The organism is Gilliamella sp. LMG 34362 (assembly GCF_984569125.1).
This window is the reverse complement of the sequence record NZ_OZ474902.1, coordinates 581,611-600,978: the sequence shown is the minus strand read 5'-3', so window position 1 is coordinate 600,978 and position 19,368 is coordinate 581,611. Positions and strand designations below refer to the sequence as shown.

The 19,368-nt window shown below is 37.4% G+C and carries 16 protein-coding genes, 1 tRNA gene and 3 rRNA genes; 4 read left to right on the top strand and 16 right to left on the bottom strand.

Annotated elements, in window-relative coordinates; all coding sequences use genetic code 11:
• Nucleotides 1-93 precede the first annotated feature (93 nt).
• The 14 genes from AC5LWZ_RS02855 to murI all read right to left on the bottom strand — a co-directional run bounded on the left by AC5LWZ_RS02855 (nucleotide 94) and on the right by murI (nucleotide 14,456).
• The gene (locus tag AC5LWZ_RS02855) at nucleotides 94-672 is read right to left on the bottom strand and encodes an SIS domain-containing protein (RefSeq protein WP_086359253.1); all 579 of its coding nucleotides are present in this window, start codon (nucleotides 670-672) and stop codon (nucleotides 94-96) included.
• A gap of 16 nt (nucleotides 673-688) precedes the next feature.
• Nucleotides 689-1,069: a YraN family protein gene (locus AC5LWZ_RS02850; RefSeq protein ID WP_198222048.1), complete on the bottom strand. Its 381-nt coding sequence runs from the start codon at nucleotides 1,067-1,069 to the stop codon at nucleotides 689-691.
• Nucleotides 1,023-2,891, bottom strand: coding sequence for a penicillin-binding protein activator (locus AC5LWZ_RS02845; protein ID WP_493463935.1), 1,869 nt, complete (start codon nucleotides 2,889-2,891; stop codon nucleotides 1,023-1,025). The genes AC5LWZ_RS02850 and AC5LWZ_RS02845 overlap by 47 nt, the downstream gene beginning before the upstream one ends.
• Nucleotides 2,892-2,911: 20 nt before the next feature.
• Nucleotides 2,912-3,985 carry a 23S rRNA (cytidine(2498)-2'-O)-methyltransferase RlmM gene (rlmM, locus tag AC5LWZ_RS02840; RefSeq protein ID WP_198201471.1) on the bottom strand — a complete coding sequence of 358 codons (1,074 nt, stop codon included), beginning with the start codon at nucleotides 3,983-3,985 and terminating at the stop codon, nucleotides 2,912-2,914.
• Nucleotides 3,986-4,037: 52 nt separating this feature from the next.
• On the bottom strand, nucleotides 4,038-4,988 hold the full coding sequence (locus tag AC5LWZ_RS02835; RefSeq protein WP_493463934.1) for a Kdo(2)-lipid IV(A) acyltransferase: 951 nt from the start codon (nucleotides 4,986-4,988) through the stop codon (nucleotides 4,038-4,040).
• A gap of 237 nt (nucleotides 4,989-5,225) precedes the next feature.
• Complete coding sequence (gene thyA, locus AC5LWZ_RS02830) at nucleotides 5,226-6,020, bottom strand: thymidylate synthase (protein ID WP_198201461.1); 795 nt, start codon at nucleotides 6,018-6,020, stop codon at nucleotides 5,226-5,228.
• A complete protein-coding gene (gene lgt, locus AC5LWZ_RS02825) occupies nucleotides 6,017-6,886 on the bottom strand; it encodes a prolipoprotein diacylglyceryl transferase (RefSeq protein WP_493463933.1) in 870 nt (289 codons plus the stop codon). The genes thyA and lgt overlap by 4 nt, the downstream gene beginning before the upstream one ends.
• Nucleotides 6,883-7,455 (bottom strand): RNA pyrophosphohydrolase, encoded by a 573-nt coding sequence (gene rppH / locus AC5LWZ_RS02820; RefSeq protein WP_198201463.1) that lies wholly within the window; start codon nucleotides 7,453-7,455, stop codon nucleotides 6,883-6,885. Before rppH ends, lgt begins: the two co-directional genes overlap by 4 nt.
• 97 nt (nucleotides 7,456-7,552) lie before the next feature.
• Complete coding sequence (locus AC5LWZ_RS02815) at nucleotides 7,553-8,113, bottom strand: YgjV family protein (protein WP_198222040.1); 561 nt, start codon at nucleotides 8,111-8,113, stop codon at nucleotides 7,553-7,555.
• A gap of 105 nt (nucleotides 8,114-8,218) precedes the next feature.
• Nucleotides 8,219-8,334, bottom strand: a 5S ribosomal RNA gene (rrf, locus tag AC5LWZ_RS02810).
• 134 nt (nucleotides 8,335-8,468) lie between these two features.
• Nucleotides 8,469-11,366, bottom strand: a 23S ribosomal RNA gene (locus AC5LWZ_RS02805).
• A 210-nt stretch (nucleotides 11,367-11,576) separates the two neighbouring features.
• A tRNA-Glu gene (locus AC5LWZ_RS02800) sits at nucleotides 11,577-11,652 on the bottom strand.
• Between the two features lie 53 nt (nucleotides 11,653-11,705).
• Nucleotides 11,706-13,243: ribosomal RNA gene (locus AC5LWZ_RS02795) — 16S ribosomal RNA — on the bottom strand.
• The 16S, 23S and 5S rRNA genes sit together here with 1 tRNA gene alongside, the layout of an rRNA operon.
• Before the next feature lie 385 nt (nucleotides 13,244-13,628).
• Entirely contained in the window at nucleotides 13,629-14,456 is an 828-nt protein-coding gene (gene murI, locus AC5LWZ_RS02790; protein WP_110448539.1) for a glutamate racemase, read from the bottom strand.
• A 210-nt stretch (nucleotides 14,457-14,666) separates the two neighbouring features.
• On the opposite strand from murI, the gene metK reads away from it, so the two are divergent.
• The 4 genes from metK to AC5LWZ_RS02770 all read left to right on the top strand — a co-directional run bounded on the left by metK (nucleotide 14,667) and on the right by AC5LWZ_RS02770 (nucleotide 17,773).
• Nucleotides 14,667-15,818, top strand: coding sequence for a methionine adenosyltransferase (metK, locus tag AC5LWZ_RS02785; RefSeq protein ID WP_198201722.1), 1,152 nt, complete (start codon nucleotides 14,667-14,669; stop codon nucleotides 15,816-15,818).
• Entirely contained in the window at nucleotides 15,802-16,305 is a 504-nt protein-coding gene (locus tag AC5LWZ_RS02780) for a SprT family zinc-dependent metalloprotease (protein WP_493463932.1), read from the top strand. The genes metK and AC5LWZ_RS02780 overlap by 17 nt, the downstream gene beginning before the upstream one ends.
• A gap of 257 nt (nucleotides 16,306-16,562) precedes the next feature.
• Complete coding sequence (locus AC5LWZ_RS02775) at nucleotides 16,563-16,937, top strand: hypothetical protein (RefSeq protein ID WP_110448542.1); 375 nt, start codon at nucleotides 16,563-16,565, stop codon at nucleotides 16,935-16,937.
• Entirely contained in the window at nucleotides 16,931-17,773 is an 843-nt protein-coding gene (locus tag AC5LWZ_RS02770) for a 23S rRNA (adenine(2030)-N(6))-methyltransferase RlmJ (protein WP_493463931.1), read from the top strand. The genes AC5LWZ_RS02775 and AC5LWZ_RS02770 overlap by 7 nt, the downstream gene beginning before the upstream one ends.
• Before the next feature lie 77 nt (nucleotides 17,774-17,850).
• Here AC5LWZ_RS02770 and AC5LWZ_RS02765 read toward each other — a convergent pair whose 3' ends face one another.
• Complete coding sequence (locus AC5LWZ_RS02765) at nucleotides 17,851-18,219, bottom strand: diacylglycerol kinase (RefSeq protein ID WP_144190411.1); 369 nt, start codon at nucleotides 18,217-18,219, stop codon at nucleotides 17,851-17,853.
• Between the two features lie 20 nt (nucleotides 18,220-18,239).
• Nucleotides 18,240-19,199, bottom strand: a complete 960-nt coding sequence (gene accA, locus AC5LWZ_RS02760) for an acetyl-CoA carboxylase carboxyl transferase subunit alpha (protein ID WP_493463930.1) — start codon at nucleotides 19,197-19,199, stop codon at nucleotides 18,240-18,242.
• Nucleotides 19,200-19,368: the final 169 nt, after the last annotated feature.

The window sequence follows — 19,368 nt, the reverse complement described above, 5'->3', positions numbered from 1 at the left end:
CCAGGTTCTCTTATTAACTTAAATCTTAAAATAGTTCATAATTATAGCATAAAAATCGCTATTAATGCAGAACAAAACTGTTTTTATTTCAACTTATTCTGTATGAATAAACAATGTATTTTCAATTAATTGGCTTAAGCAGTTTAAAATCATTGCATGCATTTCATAAGCCATCACCTTTTTATAAGATGGAATTCTAATTTCAATATCATTTTGCCCAAGTAATCCGATCACTTCTCCACCATCAAATGCAGTTAAGGCAACAATTTTCATATCTTTAATTACGGCTTCTTGAACAGCACGAATAATCGAACGGCTATTCCCTTCACAAGTTGAAATAACTAAGATATCACCTTGTTGACCTAAAGCTTGAATTTGTCGAGCATAAATTTCTTCGTGATTAGATATCGCACTTAACAATACATTATCAGAAACTAATGCAATAGCCGGAATACTCGGTCTTTCAATATCAAGACTGGTAATTAACCGAGAGGTAAAACTTTGTATATTTGCAGCAGCTGAGCCATTACCACATCCCATAATTTTATTACCATTAAGTAATCCTCCAACGATAATATTAGCCGCTTTTTCAATTGAAGAGCCTAGAGATTCAGCCATAACAATTTGAGTTTGAATACTTTCAGTAAAATAATTTTTTATTAAATCTTGCACGTTTTTCACCTGATCATTAAAACGCATTAATTATCCATTTTTGACTTTTTCCCGTTATGGCAAAAACATCAAACCTAAACTCTGTATCTTCAATATTTAAGTTATTATTTAACATCCAAAGTTGAGCTGCCTGTTTAATTTTGTTTTGCTTAGTGAGCGAAATAGTCATTTCAGCCTCGCCAAAGTTAGCATTTTTGCGATATCTAACTTCAACAAAAACCAAACAACTCTTATCTCGCATGACTAAATCAATTTCACCAATTTGATATAGGCTATTTTTATCAAGCAACACCAGCCCTTGATTGGCTAAGAATTGGCAAGCAATATATTCATAATGCTTGCCAATATCTTTATTTTTCGTTCTGTTCTGAGGACGATTGGGATGTAACATAGGCATATTGTTGCCATGCAAGAGATCGAGTCACTTCACATTGATTACTGGTTGATAATTTACCAGTCATTCCAGCTAAAAAATTAGGCTGATAAGAGTCTAATTGATTAAAGCGATTAGCCAATCGCCAAGCATCAATTCCCATAGCGTATAATCGAGTTAAAGAATAGTCTTTTTGAATATTGCTAGGAATCATTGCCGTTGTTTTTTCTGATGAATTAATAATCAACGGAATGTCAGAATATTCAGTTTGATTCATATCATAATTAAAGTCATTCGAAGCATTTGCCACATGACTTTTAGAACTTGAATAAAGCGCTATGGATGAAGAGCCATTACCGATTGTCTTTCCTGCTCCCATATCTAGCATTGGTTTTATCAAGGTTAATTCATCATAAGATGCATAAACATAAATTGCATCAAATCCAGAAGAAGAACCATTTGAGGACATTGAAGCCGAGCCATCATCATTATTAAATGCAATCGGACTACCGGTTAAACTTATACCGCTACTATGATTAATATTGGCACGTAGCGTATTTAAATTACCAACATATTGCACATAAGCTTGTGAACCATTAGAAATTTGCGACCATTGTTTAGCAAAACTTTGAGCTACTCTTCTGCCCAACTCATTTTGTGGTATAACTAACAATGGCTTTTGTTTGTTTTGTGCAAAAATATGATCAGCAGCATCCTTTGCTTCATCTTCAGGAGATAACGCAAAAAAGCACATTTTGTTAGCGGAAACAGTTCCATCATCAACTTTATTTAATGCTAACACAGGAATAGATGGTGCTAACTGCTTTATTTGGCTTACATCAGATTTCAGTAATGGACCAACGATTAAATCAACATTTTGCTCTTGCGCTTGCTGTATTAAATTATCCATTGGTACTGATGTTGTATCTAAAACAATAACATTTTGTTGTGGTTCTTGTGGATAAAACTTAGCCGCATCAACATATCCTTGACGAATAGTGTTACCAAATATTCGAGAAGACCCACTTAGTGGTAATAATAAAGCTACTTTTTTGGAATTTACATTATCAACAGCAAGCGTTTGTTCACCAGTTATAATCGCAACAATATCTTGTGCAGGATGATTAGGATATTTTGTAGCCCAATCCAAAATAGCTCGTTTTAGTTGATTTTTGCGGTTTGTATTTTTTGCTTCAAGGACTTCTGGGCTATCACCATCTTGAACAGGTGCTTTTATATTATTACGTTGATATGTATAACTTAAATCAATCCACCCTTTCAATGTTAAGTCATTTTCAGGTACAGAAATTTTACTTAGTTGATTTGTCGATAATTTGCTAAAAAAATTCCAGGTATTATTTAAGATTTGTTTTTTTAATTTTTCTGGTGCAAATTTTTGTAAAGATAAGTAATCATACGCTTGCTCATTAAGTTTTTTAGATTTTCTATCTAAGGCTAATTTGATTGAATAATAACGATATGATTGTGAATCATTTAATTTTTCGATAGTTAATTGACTAAGATTAAATGGTTGTCCTTTTCTAATTGCTATTTCACCTTGAGATAACAATTGGTCTTTTTGTTGTTCTGCATTAAGATTAGCCGGTAGTTGAGATAATAATTTATTTGCTTGAGAAAGTTTATTCTCATTTATTAATGCTCTTATCGCCAATAACTGCCAATCGATTTTAGCACTTCCAGAGCTAGTATCTACCTGCGACAAATAATAATTGGAATCTTTAGTTTCATCATATTTAGCACTCTTTGATGAGTTAAGATGACATCCAACTAAAAGTGAAAATAATGCTAAAATAACAATAGCATAAAAGGATTGTTTTAATTTCATACACATTCTCTTATAATTTCTCATCCCCAAATTCGCTGTACATGTACAGTGACTTCTTCACGATCATGAAAAAGTTGCTTAGCCTGAATTTGTACATTTATTTGGTTGTTATTTAGTTCTTCTATTAGTAATTGTAAATTTTGTTTTACTTCTTCATAACGTTTTTTCATTGGTAGTTTGAGATTAAAAATTGCCTCTCGACACCAACCATTAATTAGCCATTTAGCTATTAACTCTGTTACTTTGGCTGGTTTTTCAACCATATCACACACCAGCCAATAAATATTATGCTTTTTAGGCATAAATTTAAAGCCATCTTCACGATAATGTTTAACTTGTCCTGTTTCCATTAGTTTTTCATTCATAGGACCATTATCTATAGCATATACCATCATACTTCTTTTGACTAATTGATAAGTCCAACCACCTGGACAAGCCCCTAAATCAACAGCATTTAAACCACCTTTAAGTCGTTCATCCCATTCTTCATAAGGAATAAAAATATGAAAAGCTTCTTCCAATTTTAATGTTGAACGACTTGGCGCATCAGCTGGAAATTTTAACCTTGGTATTCCCATATAAAAAGGAGAGTTATTTTGACTCAGGGAATAGCCAACATAACAACTATTATTATTGATAAATAATAAATGAATAACTGGTCGTGATGGATTTTGTACTTTTAACAAAATACGTTTGTTGCGTAATGCCTGACGAAGTGGAACAGTAAACTTGCGACAAAATCCTGCTAATTGCTTACCATCATTAGTATCTGCAACTTCAACACGTAAATCGCCAGCTTTATCAACAGTACCCGATAAAACATTAATTATTGGCGTAATACGATCTTCAGTTGATAAATTAGCTAATAAATCACCAGCAACAAACATTTGTCTTGCAAAAATTAACGTTCGAAATGAAATTTGTTTAATTAATAATTCAGCTTGATCGTCTTGGTAACACTCAAATATTACATAACCACTATTTTCTTTAACCTTGGCAAAACCAAATATTTCTTTTTGTGCGGCTCTATCCGTTATTTCTGCTGCACATTCTTTTTCAAACCCTGGTCGGCAATACAAAATTATTTTGTTCAGTTTTTGCATATTCTTTCTTTCAATTATTTGAAAATATTATAAAGTCATCAAACTAATCTGATTGGACTTTATTTGTATATAAAGGCGCCTCACCTTTAGGACGAGTTTTAAAGCGTCGATGTAACCACATATATTGTTCTGGTGCTTTTAATATTTCGTGTTCAATCGCTTTGTTCATAAAAGTAGCCGCTAGCACATCATCATCTATAGGATAGCCTTTAAGCTCAGGTGTAACGTAAACAGTATAGTGCCCATTCTTTTCTCGTTTAGGCGTGAAAGGAATAATTGAAGGCTGACTTAATTTGACTAAAATTCGAGTTCCAATGGTCGTCGCTGCTTTTTCTACCGCAAAGAGTGGTGCAAAAACACTATTTTTAGGACCATAATCATGATCTGGCGCATACCAAAGCAATTCACCATTCTTTAAGGCTCTTATCATGCCTTTAGTATTATAGCGATCTAACATATATTTATTCGATTTTAAACGCCCTTTTAATTGTACATAATCCATAACAGGGTTGTCGTTTGGTCGATAAACACCTACACCAGGATGACTCATACCTAAAATACGTGCACCGAGTTCTAGCGTTAAAAAGTGAATACCAATTAACAAAACACCTTGTCCAGACTGTTGTATCTGAGTGATATGTGAATCACCTTCAATTGAAGAGTGTTTTTTAAGTCTTTTGTCAGACCAGAACCATGCCATACCAGTTTCAAATATAGCAAGTCCTGTAGAAATAAAATTATCTCTTAATATTTTATCTCGTTCTTGTTCAGATTTTTCAGGAAAGCATAATTTTAAGTTTTGCCTTGCGGTCTCTTTACGCTTACCAATTAATTTCATCGAAAGTAATCCTAAACCTTTTCCTAATTGATAAATAACCGGATATGGCAGTAAAACGATCAAATATAAAATAGAAATGCCAAACCAGGTTAACCAATAGCGAGGATGTAATAATCGTTTTGTAAAAATAGGATGAATTTCTTGATTTTGACTCATATTAAGATTAAATAACCATTTAAACAAAGTTAGTCATTATATACCAATATCTTCTGTTATGCGGCAGAAAAATAAAATAATCAAAGATAACTAAAGTGCTTATCATGAAGTTGTTTGAAAAGATTACATAAAAAACACATATTAAGGATTAAATTAATTAATCCCTAATAATCAATTTCTACTTATAATTTAGAAAAAATATACCCTAAAATAGCGTTCCTCAAAATTTGTTAAGCTTTAAATTGCTACTGGCGCTTTTATTGCTGGATAAGGATCGTAATCAACAATTTCAAAATCTTCAAATTCATAATCAAAAATTGTAGGTGGTCTGCGTTTAATAACAAGCTTAGGCAAAGTTTTTGGCTCACGGCTTAATTGTAAATGTGTTTGTTCCATATGATTGGAATACAAATGGGTATCGCCACCTGTCCAAACAAAATCACCGACTTCTAAATCGCATTGTTGAGCAATCATATGAACTAATAACGAATAACTAGCAATATTAAATGGTAATCCTAAGAATACGTCACATGAACGTTGATAAAGTTGACATGACAGCTTACCTTGAGCGACATAAAATTGAAACAGAGCATGACATGGTGCTAACGCCATTTGATCAAGCTCACCAACATTCCATGCTGAAACTATCATTCTTCTAGAGTCTGGATCATTTTTAATTTGTTCGATTAGTTGCGAAATTTGATCTATTTGTCGACCATCCGCAGCACCCCAAGCGCGCCATTGTTTGCCATAAACAGGTCCAAGATCACCATTTTCATTGGCCCATTCATCCCAAATTGTTACTTTATTATCTTTTAAATAATTAATATTAGTATCACCTTTAAGAAACCAAAGTAACTCATAGATGATTGAACGTAAATGACATTTTTTTGTGGTCACTAATGGAAAACCATCTTGCAAATTAAATCGCATTTGATGACCAAAGATCGATAAAGTCCCTGTACCAGTTCTATCCGATTTAGCCGTTCCTTCGTTTAAAATTTTTTGCATTAGTGATAAATACTGTTTCATTTTTTAATAGCCTTATTGTTAAATCTATATGCATATAAAAGCATCAAGATACCACCAATGATCATAGGGAGACAGAGAATTTGTCCCATACTGATTATATTTAAAAATAATCCTAATTGTTCATCGGGTTGTCTAAAGAACTCAATTATAAACCTAAATATGCCATAACAAACTAAAAACAGTCCTGAGGCTGCACCAACTGGACGAGGTTTGCGAATAAATAAATTTAAAATAATAAATAATACTATACCTTCAAATACCATCTCATAAAGTTGTGAAGGGTGACGTGGCAAAACGCCGTTTAATTGGCTGTATAAAGAAAACCATTCTGGATTTGCTTGGACAAACATAAAATCAGCATGTGATGAAGTAGGAAATAACATACCGATTGAAGAGTTAGTTACTCGGCCCCACAATTCACCGTTAATAAAATTACCAAATCGGCCAAACATTAAACCGAGTGGTACTAATGGAGCCACAAAATCAGCTACTTGCATAAAGGTCTTTTGTGTTTTTTTAGCAAAGATAGCAATAACACAAATGGCACCAATCAAACCGCCATGGAAAGACATCCCCCCTTCCCAAACTCTGAATAGAATAGTAGGCTCTTCAAGAAATGCATCAAAATTATAAAATAATACATAACCTAAACGTCCGCCAATAAAGAGGCCCAAAAACCCCCAGAATAATAAGTTTTCAACTTGTTGTGATGTCCAATTGCTATTGAGTTTATTAGCACGACGTTTAGCTAAAAACAAGGCGCCAAGCACACCAAATAGGTACATGGCACCATACCAATGTAATGAAATAGGGCCGATTGAGAAAGCTATTGGATTAAAATTGGGAAATTGTAAAAATTGATTCATTTTTTAACACGCTGTTTATTTTTTCGTTTGTGAGCAAAGAAGTTAAACCGTTTTTTCTTAGAAAGATTTGTTACAGGTTCTTCTACTTCAGATTGTATAGTAAATGCAGGCAAAGAAAACTCCTTCATTGCTTTGCGATATACATCACGCTTAAAAGCAATAACCTGTCGTATAGGATACCAATAACTTACCCACTTCCAATCATCAAACTCAGGAGTTGAAGACATATTCAAATTAATCACTGAAGTATCAGAAATCAATTCTAATAAAAACCACTTTTGTTTTTGACCAATACATACCGGCTGATTATCCCAACGAATCATGCGTTTTGGTAATTTATACCTTAGCCAACCATTGGTCACCGATAATATTTTAACATCTTTAGGTAGTAATCCTACTTCTTCATTTAGTTCACGAAACATTGCCTGTTCTGGCGTTTCATTAAGTTTTATTCCGCCCTGAGGAAATTGCCAAGAGTTTTGTCCATAACGCCGAGCCCAAAGCACTTGACCATACCTGTTACAAATAACTATTCCTACATTTGGACGGTAGCCATCATTATCAATCACTGACTACCTCAAAAATTTATTTTTTATATTGTTAAATTGTTTCACACATATAACAATAAATAAATAGAAAAATGATACTAATAGAGTAAATATAATATTATACAGCCGATTTTGGTGATAATTTAATAATCGTTATAATGTTAATTATCGCAAAGGTAACCTCTATAGCTAAACTACCTAAAGAGCCTATCCATAAGCTATATATTATCCATAAAATACTACTTAACAATATTAGTAATCGCATCTTTTGTTGTTCAAATCTAAATAATGCAATTGTTACTAATGTTGTACCAATAACCGAGAAATAATGTATAAATTGTCGCCAATCAGGCGTTGTGAAAAAGTAAAATATCCACATCAATCCTATAAAAAACATCATGGCTAAAACATTCTTGGTATAAGTTGATGTGATGTTTCTAAAAATATTTACTATATTAAGTATAGCAGCAGGATAGGATTCTGGTCCTAATAAATAAAAATGCACAGTCATAATAATATTAACAATGGTTAATTGCCATCGAAAAGCATTATCATTACGTTGTAAAAAAGCACTAACTCCAACAAGATAACCTAAAATACCAATTAATTGCGGAATTGTTGTGTATTTTTCAATAAAATCAGAGCCAAAAAACTGGTATAAAAAGTTTAGATTATCCACTATTTACTCCTTAGACAAATGGCTTTGATAAATAACTAACAAAAAATACATGAATCCTAAAATGCAAAAAAGCCCAGCATCGCTGCTGGGCTCGTATATTTAAAAGTCTGGCGGCACCCTACTCTCACATGGGTAATACCCACACTACCATCGGCACTACGGCGTTTCACTTCTGAGTTCGGCATGGGGTCAGGTGGGACCACCGCGCTATTACCGCCAGACATATTCTGTCTTCTCTTATCTCTATTGCTGTGCATTATCTCATATCCACAACAATCCCTCAATCCGGAACAAACTGTTTGATTATCTCATAATCTATCTCTACCTTCGCGTATCCAAAACAACTCCGAGTTGTAAGGTTAAGACTCTCGGTTCATTAGTATCAGTTAGCTCAATGTATCACTACACTTACACACCTGACCTATCTACGTCTTAGTCTCAAACGGACCTTACTGATTCTCATCAGGGAAAACTCATCTCGAGGCTAGTTTCGTACTTAGATGCTTTCAGCACTTATCTATTCCGCACGTAGCTACCGGGCAATGCAATTGGCATCACAACCCGAACACCAGCGGTGCGTTCACTTCGGTCCTCTCGTACTAGAAGCAAACCCTCTCAATTTTCCTACGCCCATGGCAGATAGGGACCGAACTGTCTCACGACGTTCTAAACCCAGCTCGCGTACCACTTTAAACGGCGAACAGCCGTACCCTTGGGACCTACTTCAGCCCCAGGATGTGATGAGCCGACATCGAGGTGCCAAACACCGCCGTCGATATGAACTCTTGGGCGGTATCAGCCTGTTATCCCCGGAGTACCTTTTATCCGTTGAGCGATGGCCCTTCCATTCAGAACCACCGGATCACTATGACCTACTTTCGTACCTGCTCGAGCCGTCACTCTCGCAGTCAAGCTAGCTTTTGCCATTGCACTAACCTCCTGATGTCCGACCAGGATTAGCTAACCTTCGTGCTCCTCCGTTACTCTTTGGGAGGAGACCGCCCCAGTCAAACTACCCACCAGACAGTGTCCCTTACCTCGATTCAGAAGTATAGGTTAGAACATCAAACATTAAAGGGTGGTATTTCAAGGTCGACTCCATGCATACTGGCGTACACACTTCTTAGTCTCCCACCTATCCTACACATTAAGGCTCAATGTTCACTGTCAAGCTATAGTAAAGGTTCACGGGGTCTTTCCGTCTTGCCACGGGTACACCGCATCTTCACGGCAATTTCAATTTCACTGAGTCTCGGGTGGAGACAGCCTGGCCATCATTACGCCATTCGTGCAGGTCGGAACTTACCCGACAAGGAATTTCGCTACCTTAGGACCGTTATAGTTACGGCCGCCGTTTACTGGGGCTTCGATCAAGAGCTTCTGCTTACGCATAACCCCATCAATTAACCTTCCAGCACCGGGCAGGCGTCACACCGTATACGTCCACTTTCGTGTTTGCACAGTGCTGTGTTTTTATTAAACAGTTGCAGCCAGCTGGTATCTTCGACTGATTTCACCTCCATCCGCATGGGACTTCAATTACCATCAGCGTGCCTTCTCCCGAAGTTACGGCACCATTTTGCCTAGTTCCTTCACCCGAGTTCTCTCAAGCGCCTTAGTATTCTCTACCTGACCACCTGTGTCGGTTTCGGGTACGATTGACTATAACCTGAAGCTTAGAGGATTTTCCTGGAAGCAGGGCATCAATTACTTCAGCACCTTAGTGCCTCGTCATCACGCCTCAGAGTATCAGTGACCGGATTTGCCTAATCACACCCCTACACGCTTAACCCACCATCCAATAGGTGGTAAACCTAGCCTTCTTCGTCCCCCCATCGCAGTTATAGCCAGTACGGGAATATTAACCCGTTTCCCATCAGATACGCCCTTCGGCCTCTCCTTAGGGGTCGACTCACCCTGCCCCGATTAACGTTGGACAGGAACCCTTGGTCTTCCGGCGAGCGGGCTTTTCACCCGCTTTATCGTTACTTATGTCAGCATTCGCACTTCTGATACCTCCAGCATACCTCACAATACACCTTCTACGGCTTACAGAACGCTCCCCTACCCAACGTATCTAAATACGCTGCCGCAGCTTCGGTGCATAGTTTTAGCCCCGTTACATCTTCCGCGCAGGCCGACTCGACTAGTGAGCTATTACGCTTTCTTTAAATGATGGCTGCTTCTAAGCCAACATCCTAGCTGTCTAAGCCTTCCCACTTCGTTTCCCACTTAACTATGACTTTGGGACCTTAGCTGGCGGTCTGGGTTGTTTCCCTCTTCACGACGAACGTTAGCACCCGCCGTGTGTCTCCCATGATTAAACTTGTCAGTATTCGGAGTTTGCATCGGGTTGGTAAGCCGGGATGGCCCCCTAGCCGAAACAGTGCTCTACCCCCAACAGTTACTCATGAGGCGCTACCTAAATAGCTTTCGGGGAGAACCAGCTATCTCCCGGTTTGATTGGCCTTTCACCCCCAGCCACAGGTCATCCGCTAATTTTTCAACATTAGTCGGTTCGGTCCTCCAGTTAGTGTTAACCAACCTTCAACCTGCCCATGGCTAGATCACCGGGTTTCGGGTCTATACCCTGCAACTTAACGCACAGTTAATACTCGGTTTCCCTTCGGCTCCCCTATCCGGTTAACCTTGCTACAGAATATAAGTCGCTGACCCATTATACAAAAGGTACGCAGTCACTATTACCTAATGGTAAAGCTCCCACTGATTGTACGTACACGGTTTCAGGGTCTATTTCACTCCCCTCCCGGGGTTCTTTTCGCCTTTCCCTCACGGTACTGGTTCACTATCGGTCAATCAGGAGTATTTAGCCTTGGAGGATGGTCCCCCCATCTTCAGACAGGATATCACGTGTCCCGCCCTACTCTATAAGCTTCCACATAATGCATCTTCGTGTACGGGACTTTCACCCTCTATCGTGCGACTTTCCAGACGCTTCCACTAATACATTATGCTACCCGCTTGGGCTCCTCCCCTTTCGCTCGCCGCTACTTAGGGAATCTCGGTTGATTTCTTTTCCTCGGGGTACTTAGATGTTTCAGTTCTCCCGGTTCGCCTCATCTGACTATGGATTCATCAGATGATAGTGTAGTCACCTACACTGGGTTTCCCCATTCGGACATCAACGGCTATAGCGCCTTTTATCGGCTCACCGTCGCTTTTCGCAGATTAACACGTCCTTCATCGCCTCTGATTGCCTAGGCATCCACCGTGTACGCTTAATTTCTTAACCTTACAACTCACAGTTGTCTTGGTTTTAATTACGCTTTTTTCTCTTTCTTATCTCAATCCAACATATTTTCATACATCAGCTTGCGATAAAAACGAGAACTCGTTTCTTTCAGCTTGTTCCTAATTGTTAAAGAGCTTTATCTTTCTATTCATTCGAATATCAAATAAATACAAACATAATTTTTTTGAAAAATAGTTTCATCACATTTAATGGCGTCCCCTAGGGGATTCGAACCCCTGTTACCGCCGTGAAAGGGCGATGTCCTAGGCCTCTAGACGAAGGGGACTTAACTATTTTTCGACAAACAAACAATCTGTGTGAACACTTACGAGCGCTTCGTAAGGAGGTGATCCAACCGCAGGTTCCCCTACGGTTACCTTGTTACGACTTCACCCCAGTCATGGACCACACCGTGGTAAACGCCCCCCTTGCGGTTAAGCTATCTACTTCTGGTGCAACCCACTCCCATGGTGTGACGGGCGGTGTGTACAAGGCCCGGGAACGTATTCACCGTGACATTCTGATTCACGATTACTAGCGATTCCGACTTCATGGAGTCGAGTTGCAGACTCCAATCCGGACTTAGACGTACTTTATGAGGTCCGCTTGCTCTCGCGAGGTCGCCTCCCTTTGTATACGCCATTGTAGCACGTGTGTAGCCCTGGTCGTAAGGGCCATGATGACTTGACGTCGTCCCCACCTTCCTCCGCTTTATCAACGGCAGTCTCCTTTGAGTTCCCGACCGAATCGCTGGCAACAAAGGATAAGGGTTGCGCTCGTTGCGGGACTTAACCCAACATTTCACAACACGAGCTGACGACAGCCATGCAGCACCTGTCTCACAGTTCCCGAAGGCACTCTCGCATCTCTGCAAGATTCTGTGGATGTCAAGACCAGGTAAGGTTCTTCGCGTTGCATCGAATTAAACCACATGCTCCACCGCTTGTGCGGGCCCCCGTCAATTCATTTGAGTTTTAACCTTGCGGCCGTACTCCCCAGGCGGTCGATTTATCGCGTTAGCTTCGGAGCCCATCACTCAGGGCAACAAACTCCAAATCGACATCGTTTACAGCGTGGACTACCAGGGTATCTAATCCTGTTTGCTCCCCACGCTTTCGCATCTCAGCGTCAGTATCTGTCCAGAAGGCCGCCTTCGCCACCGGTATTCCTCCACATCTCTACGCATTTCACCGCTACACGTGGAATTCTACCTTCCTCTACAATACTCTAGTTAACCAGTTTTAAGTGCAATTCCTAGGTTGAGCCCAGGGCTTTCACACCTAACTTAATTATCCGCCTACATGCCCTTTACGCCCAGTCATTCCGATTAACGCTCGCACCCTCCGTATTACCGCGGCTGCTGGCACGGAGTTAGCCGGTGCTTCTTCTGTAATTAACGTCAATTGATGCACCTATTAGATACACCACCTTCCTCATTACCGAAAGTACTTTACAACCCGAAGGCCTTCTTCATACACGCGGCATGGCTGCATCAGGGTTTCCCCCATTGTGCAATATTCCCCACTGCTGCCTCCCGTAGGAGTCTGGACCGTGTCTCAGTTCCAGTGTGGCTGGTCATCCTCTCAGACCAGCTAGAGATCGTCGCCTTGGTAAGCCTTTACCCTACCAACTAGCTAATCCCATATGGGTTCATCAAATGGCGCATGGCCCGAAGGTCCCATGCTTTGGTCTCTCAACTTTATGCGGTATTAGCAGTCGTTTCCAACTGTTGTCCCCCTCCATTCGGCAGATCCCCATACCTTACTCACCCGTCCGCCACTCGTCATCAAGTGCAAGCACTCATGTTACCGTTCGACTTGCATGTGTTAAGCCTGCCGCCAGCGTTCAATCTGAGCCATGATCAAACTCTTCAATTTAAAGTTTGATGCTCAATAACTGTCTCTGACATTATTCAAATGAATCTTCAGTGTCACTTATCAAGACTTAATTTTTTTAGTCCGTAGACTTTTAATTTTTCGTCTCGCAAGTGCCCACACAGATTGTCTGTTTCTTCTTTTTAAAGAGCTGACAGCTTTTTAATTTACTTCACAATTTCTTGTTTCAGTTTGCTGTCTCAAGGGCTGCGTATACTACGCTACACCTTTTCATTCGTCAAGATCTTTTTTTAAAATTTTTGACCTTGCTCACTAACACGACCTTTGTCTGCTTGTCGCTGACGCCGTGTCAGTGGATGCGCATTATAGGCACTTCATTTTTTTTGGCAAGTGAAAAATTGCAATTATTTATTTGTTCGAATAAGCTTTAATCAGCATGAACGCTAATACAATGATATTTATTAAGATTATATTCAGTGAATTTTTTAGTTAATTTTTCAACCTGCTGATTATGTAATGTACTTATCACAATATTATCTAGAGTGGATAGTTCGCTTAAACTATTTAGATCATACTGATCATTAAGCAATGTATTGACTCTTGAAGCAATTGCATATCCTGAATCGATGAAAGTTGTATTAGGAAAAAGTATTTTTAACTCATCTTTAATAAATGGATAATGAGTGCAGCCAAGCACAATAGTATCGGGGATAGTAGATAAATTAAGCCATGGCTGCAATAATGTTTCAAGTTGCTGCATATCAACAGCAATCCCTTGTAGCTTATTTTCAGCGATATGAGCTAATTCTGATAAACCAAGTAACTTTACACTACAATCTGGCGCAAATTCTTGGATCAAATTATTTGTATATGCCCGTTGTATTGTTGCCTTTGTTGCCAATAAACCTATGCATTTATTTTTAGTAACTTTGCTGGCAGGCTTAATTGCAGGTACAACACCAACAATTGGAAAGGTAAAGTTTGTTCGTAAACTGGGTAAACAAATAGTGCTAGCGGTATTACATGCAATGACTGCTAAATCAATAGAGTATGATTGTAAAATGGTAGCAATGATACGATTCACTCTAGTGATTAAATATTCAGATGATTTATCACCATAGGGAAAACCTTCATTATCAAAAGCATAAATATAATGTAGATTCGGTATTTTATTATAGATTTCATTATAAATAGATAATCCACCGATACCCGAATCAAAAACTAATACTGTGGGAGATTGTTTTACAATATTCATATATAGTTAATGAAGGTTAAAAAAATAAACGAGCCATATCCTAAATTGATTAAAATTTTATGCAAGTAATTTTGTTTGCGGTAATGCTGGCTTTTTTTAGAATAAATCATTAAAATGGACGTCTAGATGGTAAAACTGCTAAACATAAGCATCTTTCATAGTTATTTTATATTTAGAGAATTGCACTAAATAAGTTAAAGAAGGTAAAACATGTCAGAATTTCTATTTACTTCAGAATCTGTATCAGAAGGTCATCCAGATAAAATAGCCGATCAAATATCTGATGCAGTATTAGATGCTATTTTAGAACAAGATCCTAAAGCACGAGTTGCTTGCGAAACTTACGTAAAAACCGGTATGGCATTAGTCGGTGGAGAAATTACAACTTCGGCTTGGGTTGATATTGAAGAATTAACCAGAAAAACCATTAATGATATTGGTTATACTAGTTCAGAAATGGGCTTTGATGCCAATTCTTGTGCAGTTCTCAATGCAATTGGTAAGCAATCGCCGGATATTAACCAAGGTGTTGATCGTCAAAATCCACTGGAACAAGGTGCTGGTGACCAAGGTATTATGTTTGGCTATGCTACCAATGAAATGCCTAACTTAATGCCAGCAGCAATTAGTTATGCTCATGATCTTATGCGTCGTCAAGCTGAAGTAAGAAAAAATGGTAGTCTCCCGTGGTTAAGACCTGATGCCAAAAGCCAAGTCACATTAATTTACCAAGATGGAAAAATTCAAGGCGTTGATACTATAGTTTTATCGACCCAACATTCAGAAGACATTGAACAAAAAGCGTTACATGAAGCGGTAATGGAAGAGATCATTAAACCAACCCTACCAAGCGAGTGGTTAACTTCAAGAACAAAATATTTTATCAATCCTACTGGACGTTTTGTTATTGGTGGTCCTATGGGAGACTGTGGTTTAACTGGTCGAAAAATTATTGTTGATACTTATGGTGGTGCCGCACGACATGGTGGTGGAGCATTTTCAGGGAAAGATCCTTCAAAAGTGGATCGTTCAGCAGCTTACGCTGCAAGATATGTTGCCAAAAATATTGTAGCCGCAGGACTTGCTGATAAATGTGAATTACAAATTTCTTACGCTATCGGTGTTGCTCACCCAACTTCTATTTATGTTAATACTTTTGGCACTGAAAAAATTGCTCAAGATAAAATTATCTCATTAATAAAAGAATTTTTTGATTTACGTCCTTATGGATTAATTCAAATGCTTGATCTTATCCAGCCAATTTATCAAAAAACGGCAAGCTATGGCCATTTTGGTCGAGATATCTTCCCATGGGAAAAAACCGATAAGGCAGCTATTCTTCGCGATGCAGCAGGATTATAAACGCGTACCAATTTATCTCCAAAATCAAGTATTGGCTTGTTTAAGAACACACTTAATTCAAGCCAATCAAATATTAACAACCAATTATAAAGAGCCTAAAATCAGTTACAAACCAAAAGGTACTATTGCTGGATGCGCATTATTAACCCGTTGGGAAATACAACTTAATAGCACAATGCTCTATGAGAATAGGGAAGATTTTATTAATGAAGTTGTGCCTCATGAATTAGCTCATCTCATTACTTTTCAATATTTTGGTAAAGTAAAACCACATGGCAAAGAATGGCAATATGTCATGTCTGAAATAATGAAAAAAGAACCAAAAGTGACCCATAATTTCAAGATTAAACGCAACGAATATATATATTTTTGTGACTGCCAAGAGCATTATTTATCACCAATACGACATAACAAAATTATAAATAATAAAACTAGTTATCGATGTCGTAAATGCGGTACTATACTAAAACTTAAAAACTTTAGTTAATTTTAAAATAAATTATGCCTAATTTTGATACCCACTTTTACAAAAGTTCTATATTTATTGTACTCTTAAGCTTTTTCTTATATATCGTAGGTAACTTTTGTCTGCCATTATATGGCAAACTAACCGTAAGTTTAGTCGAACATCTCCAGTCATTATTTTTATTATTTATGTGCGGTTATAGCTATTTTTATGCGAAAAGTGTTAAAAATCATTCAAACCTGTATAAATTTTGGATTTGGACAATATTTTGGTGGTTTATGCTGTTTGGTAGAGGTATCAGCTGGGGACGAGATTTTTTCCCAGATGTTCCTCGTTTTTATTATAAAATTATTGCTGGTATTATCATGGCAATTCCATTACTAACTACATTTTTGCCAACTATTCGCCAAGAAATAATTCGTCGATATAAATATGAAACAATTCCGGTCTGGCATCTATTTTTCGCCTTTTTATTCTTAGGTATCGCCGATACTGCTGAACACCGTCGTTTAGGTTACCAATTTTTGGTGTTAGATCCACAGCGCAAAGATTTAATTGAGGAGTTAATGGAAATACCCTGCCTGTTAAGTCTAGCTTTAACTACTTTTTATATGCAAAAAAATGAAAAAAAGAGGTTAAATAAGTCATGTTAAGCTATCGTCATAGCTATCACGCAGGCAATCATGCCGATGTATTAAAACATATTGTATTAACATTATGTATTAACTCATTAAAAGAAAAAGAAAAACCATTTTTATACTTAGATACTCATTCTGGAGCTGGTCGTTATTTACTACAAAGTGAACATTCTGAAAAAACAGGAGAATATTTATCTGGTATCAATTTAATTTGGCAACAATCCGAAACGCCTGAGTTACTAAGCACCTATTTATCGGTTTTAAAACGTTATAATCCTTTCGATAATTTAAAATATTATTTAGGCTCCCCTTTAATAGCTAAACAATTACTAAGAGAACAAGACAAAATCAATCTTACAGAACTTCATCCTACAGATTATCCATTATTGCGACAAGAATTCAGTAAAGATAAACGGGCCCGAGTTTTAAGAGAAGATGGATTTTCACAATTAAAATCAAAACTACCTCCCGAATCTCGTCGAGGAATTGTTTTGATTGATCCTTCATATGAAATAAAAGATGATTATCAAAAAATCCCTAAAGCATTATTAGAAGCATATAAACGTTTCGCAACTGGCATTTATTTAATTTGGTATCCGGTTGTTTCTCGAACTCAAACGCAAAAGATGATAGATGAAATAGTTAACTTAGGTATTAAGAAAATTTCTCAATTTGAATTTGCAATCAAACCAGATAATAATCAGAAAGGTATGACGGCTTCAGGTATGATCGTTATTAATCCGCCATGGAAATTACAACAACAAATGCAAACCATTATGCCATGGTTGAAAAACACCCTTGATACAGAAAAAACAGGGAATTATCTTATTAAGGAATTAGTTCCAGAATGATTTCTAATGGTTATAGATCAAAAATGCGAGAATCTCTCGCATTTTTGATAAACAAAGAAAAATTGGGTTCTTGTTAATCAAGGAAAGAAGTGGCAAGCAAACAGATAAATCCATAAAATTATAGTTAGTAACAAGGAAAGAAAAACCGCTGCAGAACCATAATCTTTTGCCCTACCTGATAGTTCATGCCTTTCACTACCAATACGATCAACTACGCATTCAATGGCACTATTGAGTAATTCAACAATCATCACAACACCAATTGATCCCAATAATAAAATGCGTTCATAAATTGAAAAATCGATTAACATTACTGTTATATAAGCAAGAATTAATACAATTAATTCTTGACGAAATGCGACTTCATATTTAATTGCAGACTTAAATCCCTTCAAAGAATATTTTGTTGCATTAATAATGCGTTGCAATCCGGTCGGTTTATTCATATTTACCTTCGATCCCTAAATTATCGCACATAACCGTAGTTCATAAGGCGTTGGAATCTTCTTTCAAGCAGTTCAGGTAATGCTAAACCTTCTAATTCATCCAGATCAGCTAATAATTGTTTTTTAAGTGAATTAGCAATAGCGGTATAGTCACGATGAGCACCACCAAGAGGTTCAGGTACGACAGAATCGATCAGATTCAATTTTATCAATTTGTCAGCTGTCATATTCATTGCTTCTGCTGCTACTGGTGCTTTATCAGCACTTTTCCATAAAATCGATGCACATCCTTCCGGAGAAATAACGGAGTAAGTACTATACTGTAGCATATTGACTTTATCTGCGACACCAATTGCAAGTGCTCCACCCGAGCCACCTTCACCAATGACAGTACAAATTGTTGGTACATTTAAGCGTGACATCTCACGCAGGTTACGCGCAATTGCTTCTGCTTGTCCTCTTTCTTCTGCACCAATTCCAGGATAAGCTCCTGGCGTATCAATAAATGTAATAATTGGTAACTTAAACCGCTCAGCCAGTTGCATTAATCTCAATGCTTTACGGTAACCTTCTGGAGCTGGCATACCAAAGTTACGATAGATTTTCTGTTTAGTTTCACGACCTTTTTGATGGCCAATCACCATAACAGGGCGATCATCTATACGCGCTATACCACCAACAATTGCCTTATCATCAGCATAGGCTCTATCTCCAGCTAACTCATCAAAATCAGTAAAAATTTCATTGATATAGTCTAATGTGTAAGGACGATTAGGGTGCCTAGCTAACTGAGCCACATCCCAAGGCGATAGATTAGAAAATATTTTTTTAGTCAATTCACGACTTTTCTGATTTAATTGCTTAATTTCTTTATCTAAATTAATATCTAATTCAACTTGTTGCGAATCAATATTCTTTAAGGAATTAATTTTTGCTTCTAATTCCGCTATCGGCTTTTCAAATTCCAAAAAATTGTTCATAACGCTTGTGATTGCCTCTTGTATTATTTGTATTTTATAAAAAATACGTTACTAAATTTAGTATACAGACTATTTATTAAAATAAAATTAAATCAATTTTACTATGTAATTGTCATTGAAGTCATCAATATTTATTATTAATACACTTAAACAGGTTAAATAGCACCTT

What these genes read in the sequence shown, in the direction of transcription:
- AC5LWZ_RS02765 (WP_144190411.1), bottom strand. Translation starts at nt 18,219, where the DNA reads ATGAATAAACCGACCGGATTGCAACGCATTATTAATGCAACAAAATAT.
- metK (WP_198201722.1), top strand. Translation starts at nt 14,667, where the DNA reads ATGTCAGAATTTCTATTTACTTCAGAATCTGTATCAGAAGGTCATCCA.
- AC5LWZ_RS02775 (WP_110448542.1), top strand. Translation starts at nt 16,563, where the DNA reads ATGCTGTTTGGTAGAGGTATCAGCTGGGGACGAGATTTTTTCCCAGAT.
- AC5LWZ_RS02845 (WP_493463935.1), bottom strand. Translation starts at nt 2,891, where the DNA reads ATGAAATTAAAACAATCCTTTTATGCTATTGTTATTTTAGCATTATTT.
- AC5LWZ_RS02780 (WP_493463932.1), top strand. Translation starts at nt 15,802, where the DNA reads ATGCAGCAGGATTATAAACGCGTACCAATTTATCTCCAAAATCAAGTA.
- thyA (WP_198201461.1), bottom strand. Translation starts at nt 6,020, where the DNA reads ATGAAACAGTATTTATCACTAATGCAAAAAATTTTAAACGAAGGAACG.
- murI (WP_110448539.1), bottom strand. Translation starts at nt 14,456, where the DNA reads ATGAATATTGTAAAACAATCTCCCACAGTATTAGTTTTTGATTCGGGT.
- lgt (WP_493463933.1), bottom strand. Translation starts at nt 6,886, where the DNA reads ATGAATCAATTTTTACAATTTCCCAATTTTAATCCAATAGCTTTCTCA.
- AC5LWZ_RS02850 (WP_198222048.1), bottom strand. Translation starts at nt 1,069, where the DNA reads ATGCCTATGTTACATCCCAATCGTCCTCAGAACAGAACGAAAAATAAA.
- AC5LWZ_RS02770 (WP_493463931.1), top strand. Translation starts at nt 16,931, where the DNA reads ATGTTAAGCTATCGTCATAGCTATCACGCAGGCAATCATGCCGATGTA.
- accA (WP_493463930.1), bottom strand. Translation starts at nt 19,199, where the DNA reads ATGAACAATTTTTTGGAATTTGAAAAGCCGATAGCGGAATTAGAAGCA.
- AC5LWZ_RS02835 (WP_493463934.1), bottom strand. Translation starts at nt 4,988, where the DNA reads ATGAGTCAAAATCAAGAAATTCATCCTATTTTTACAAAACGATTATTA.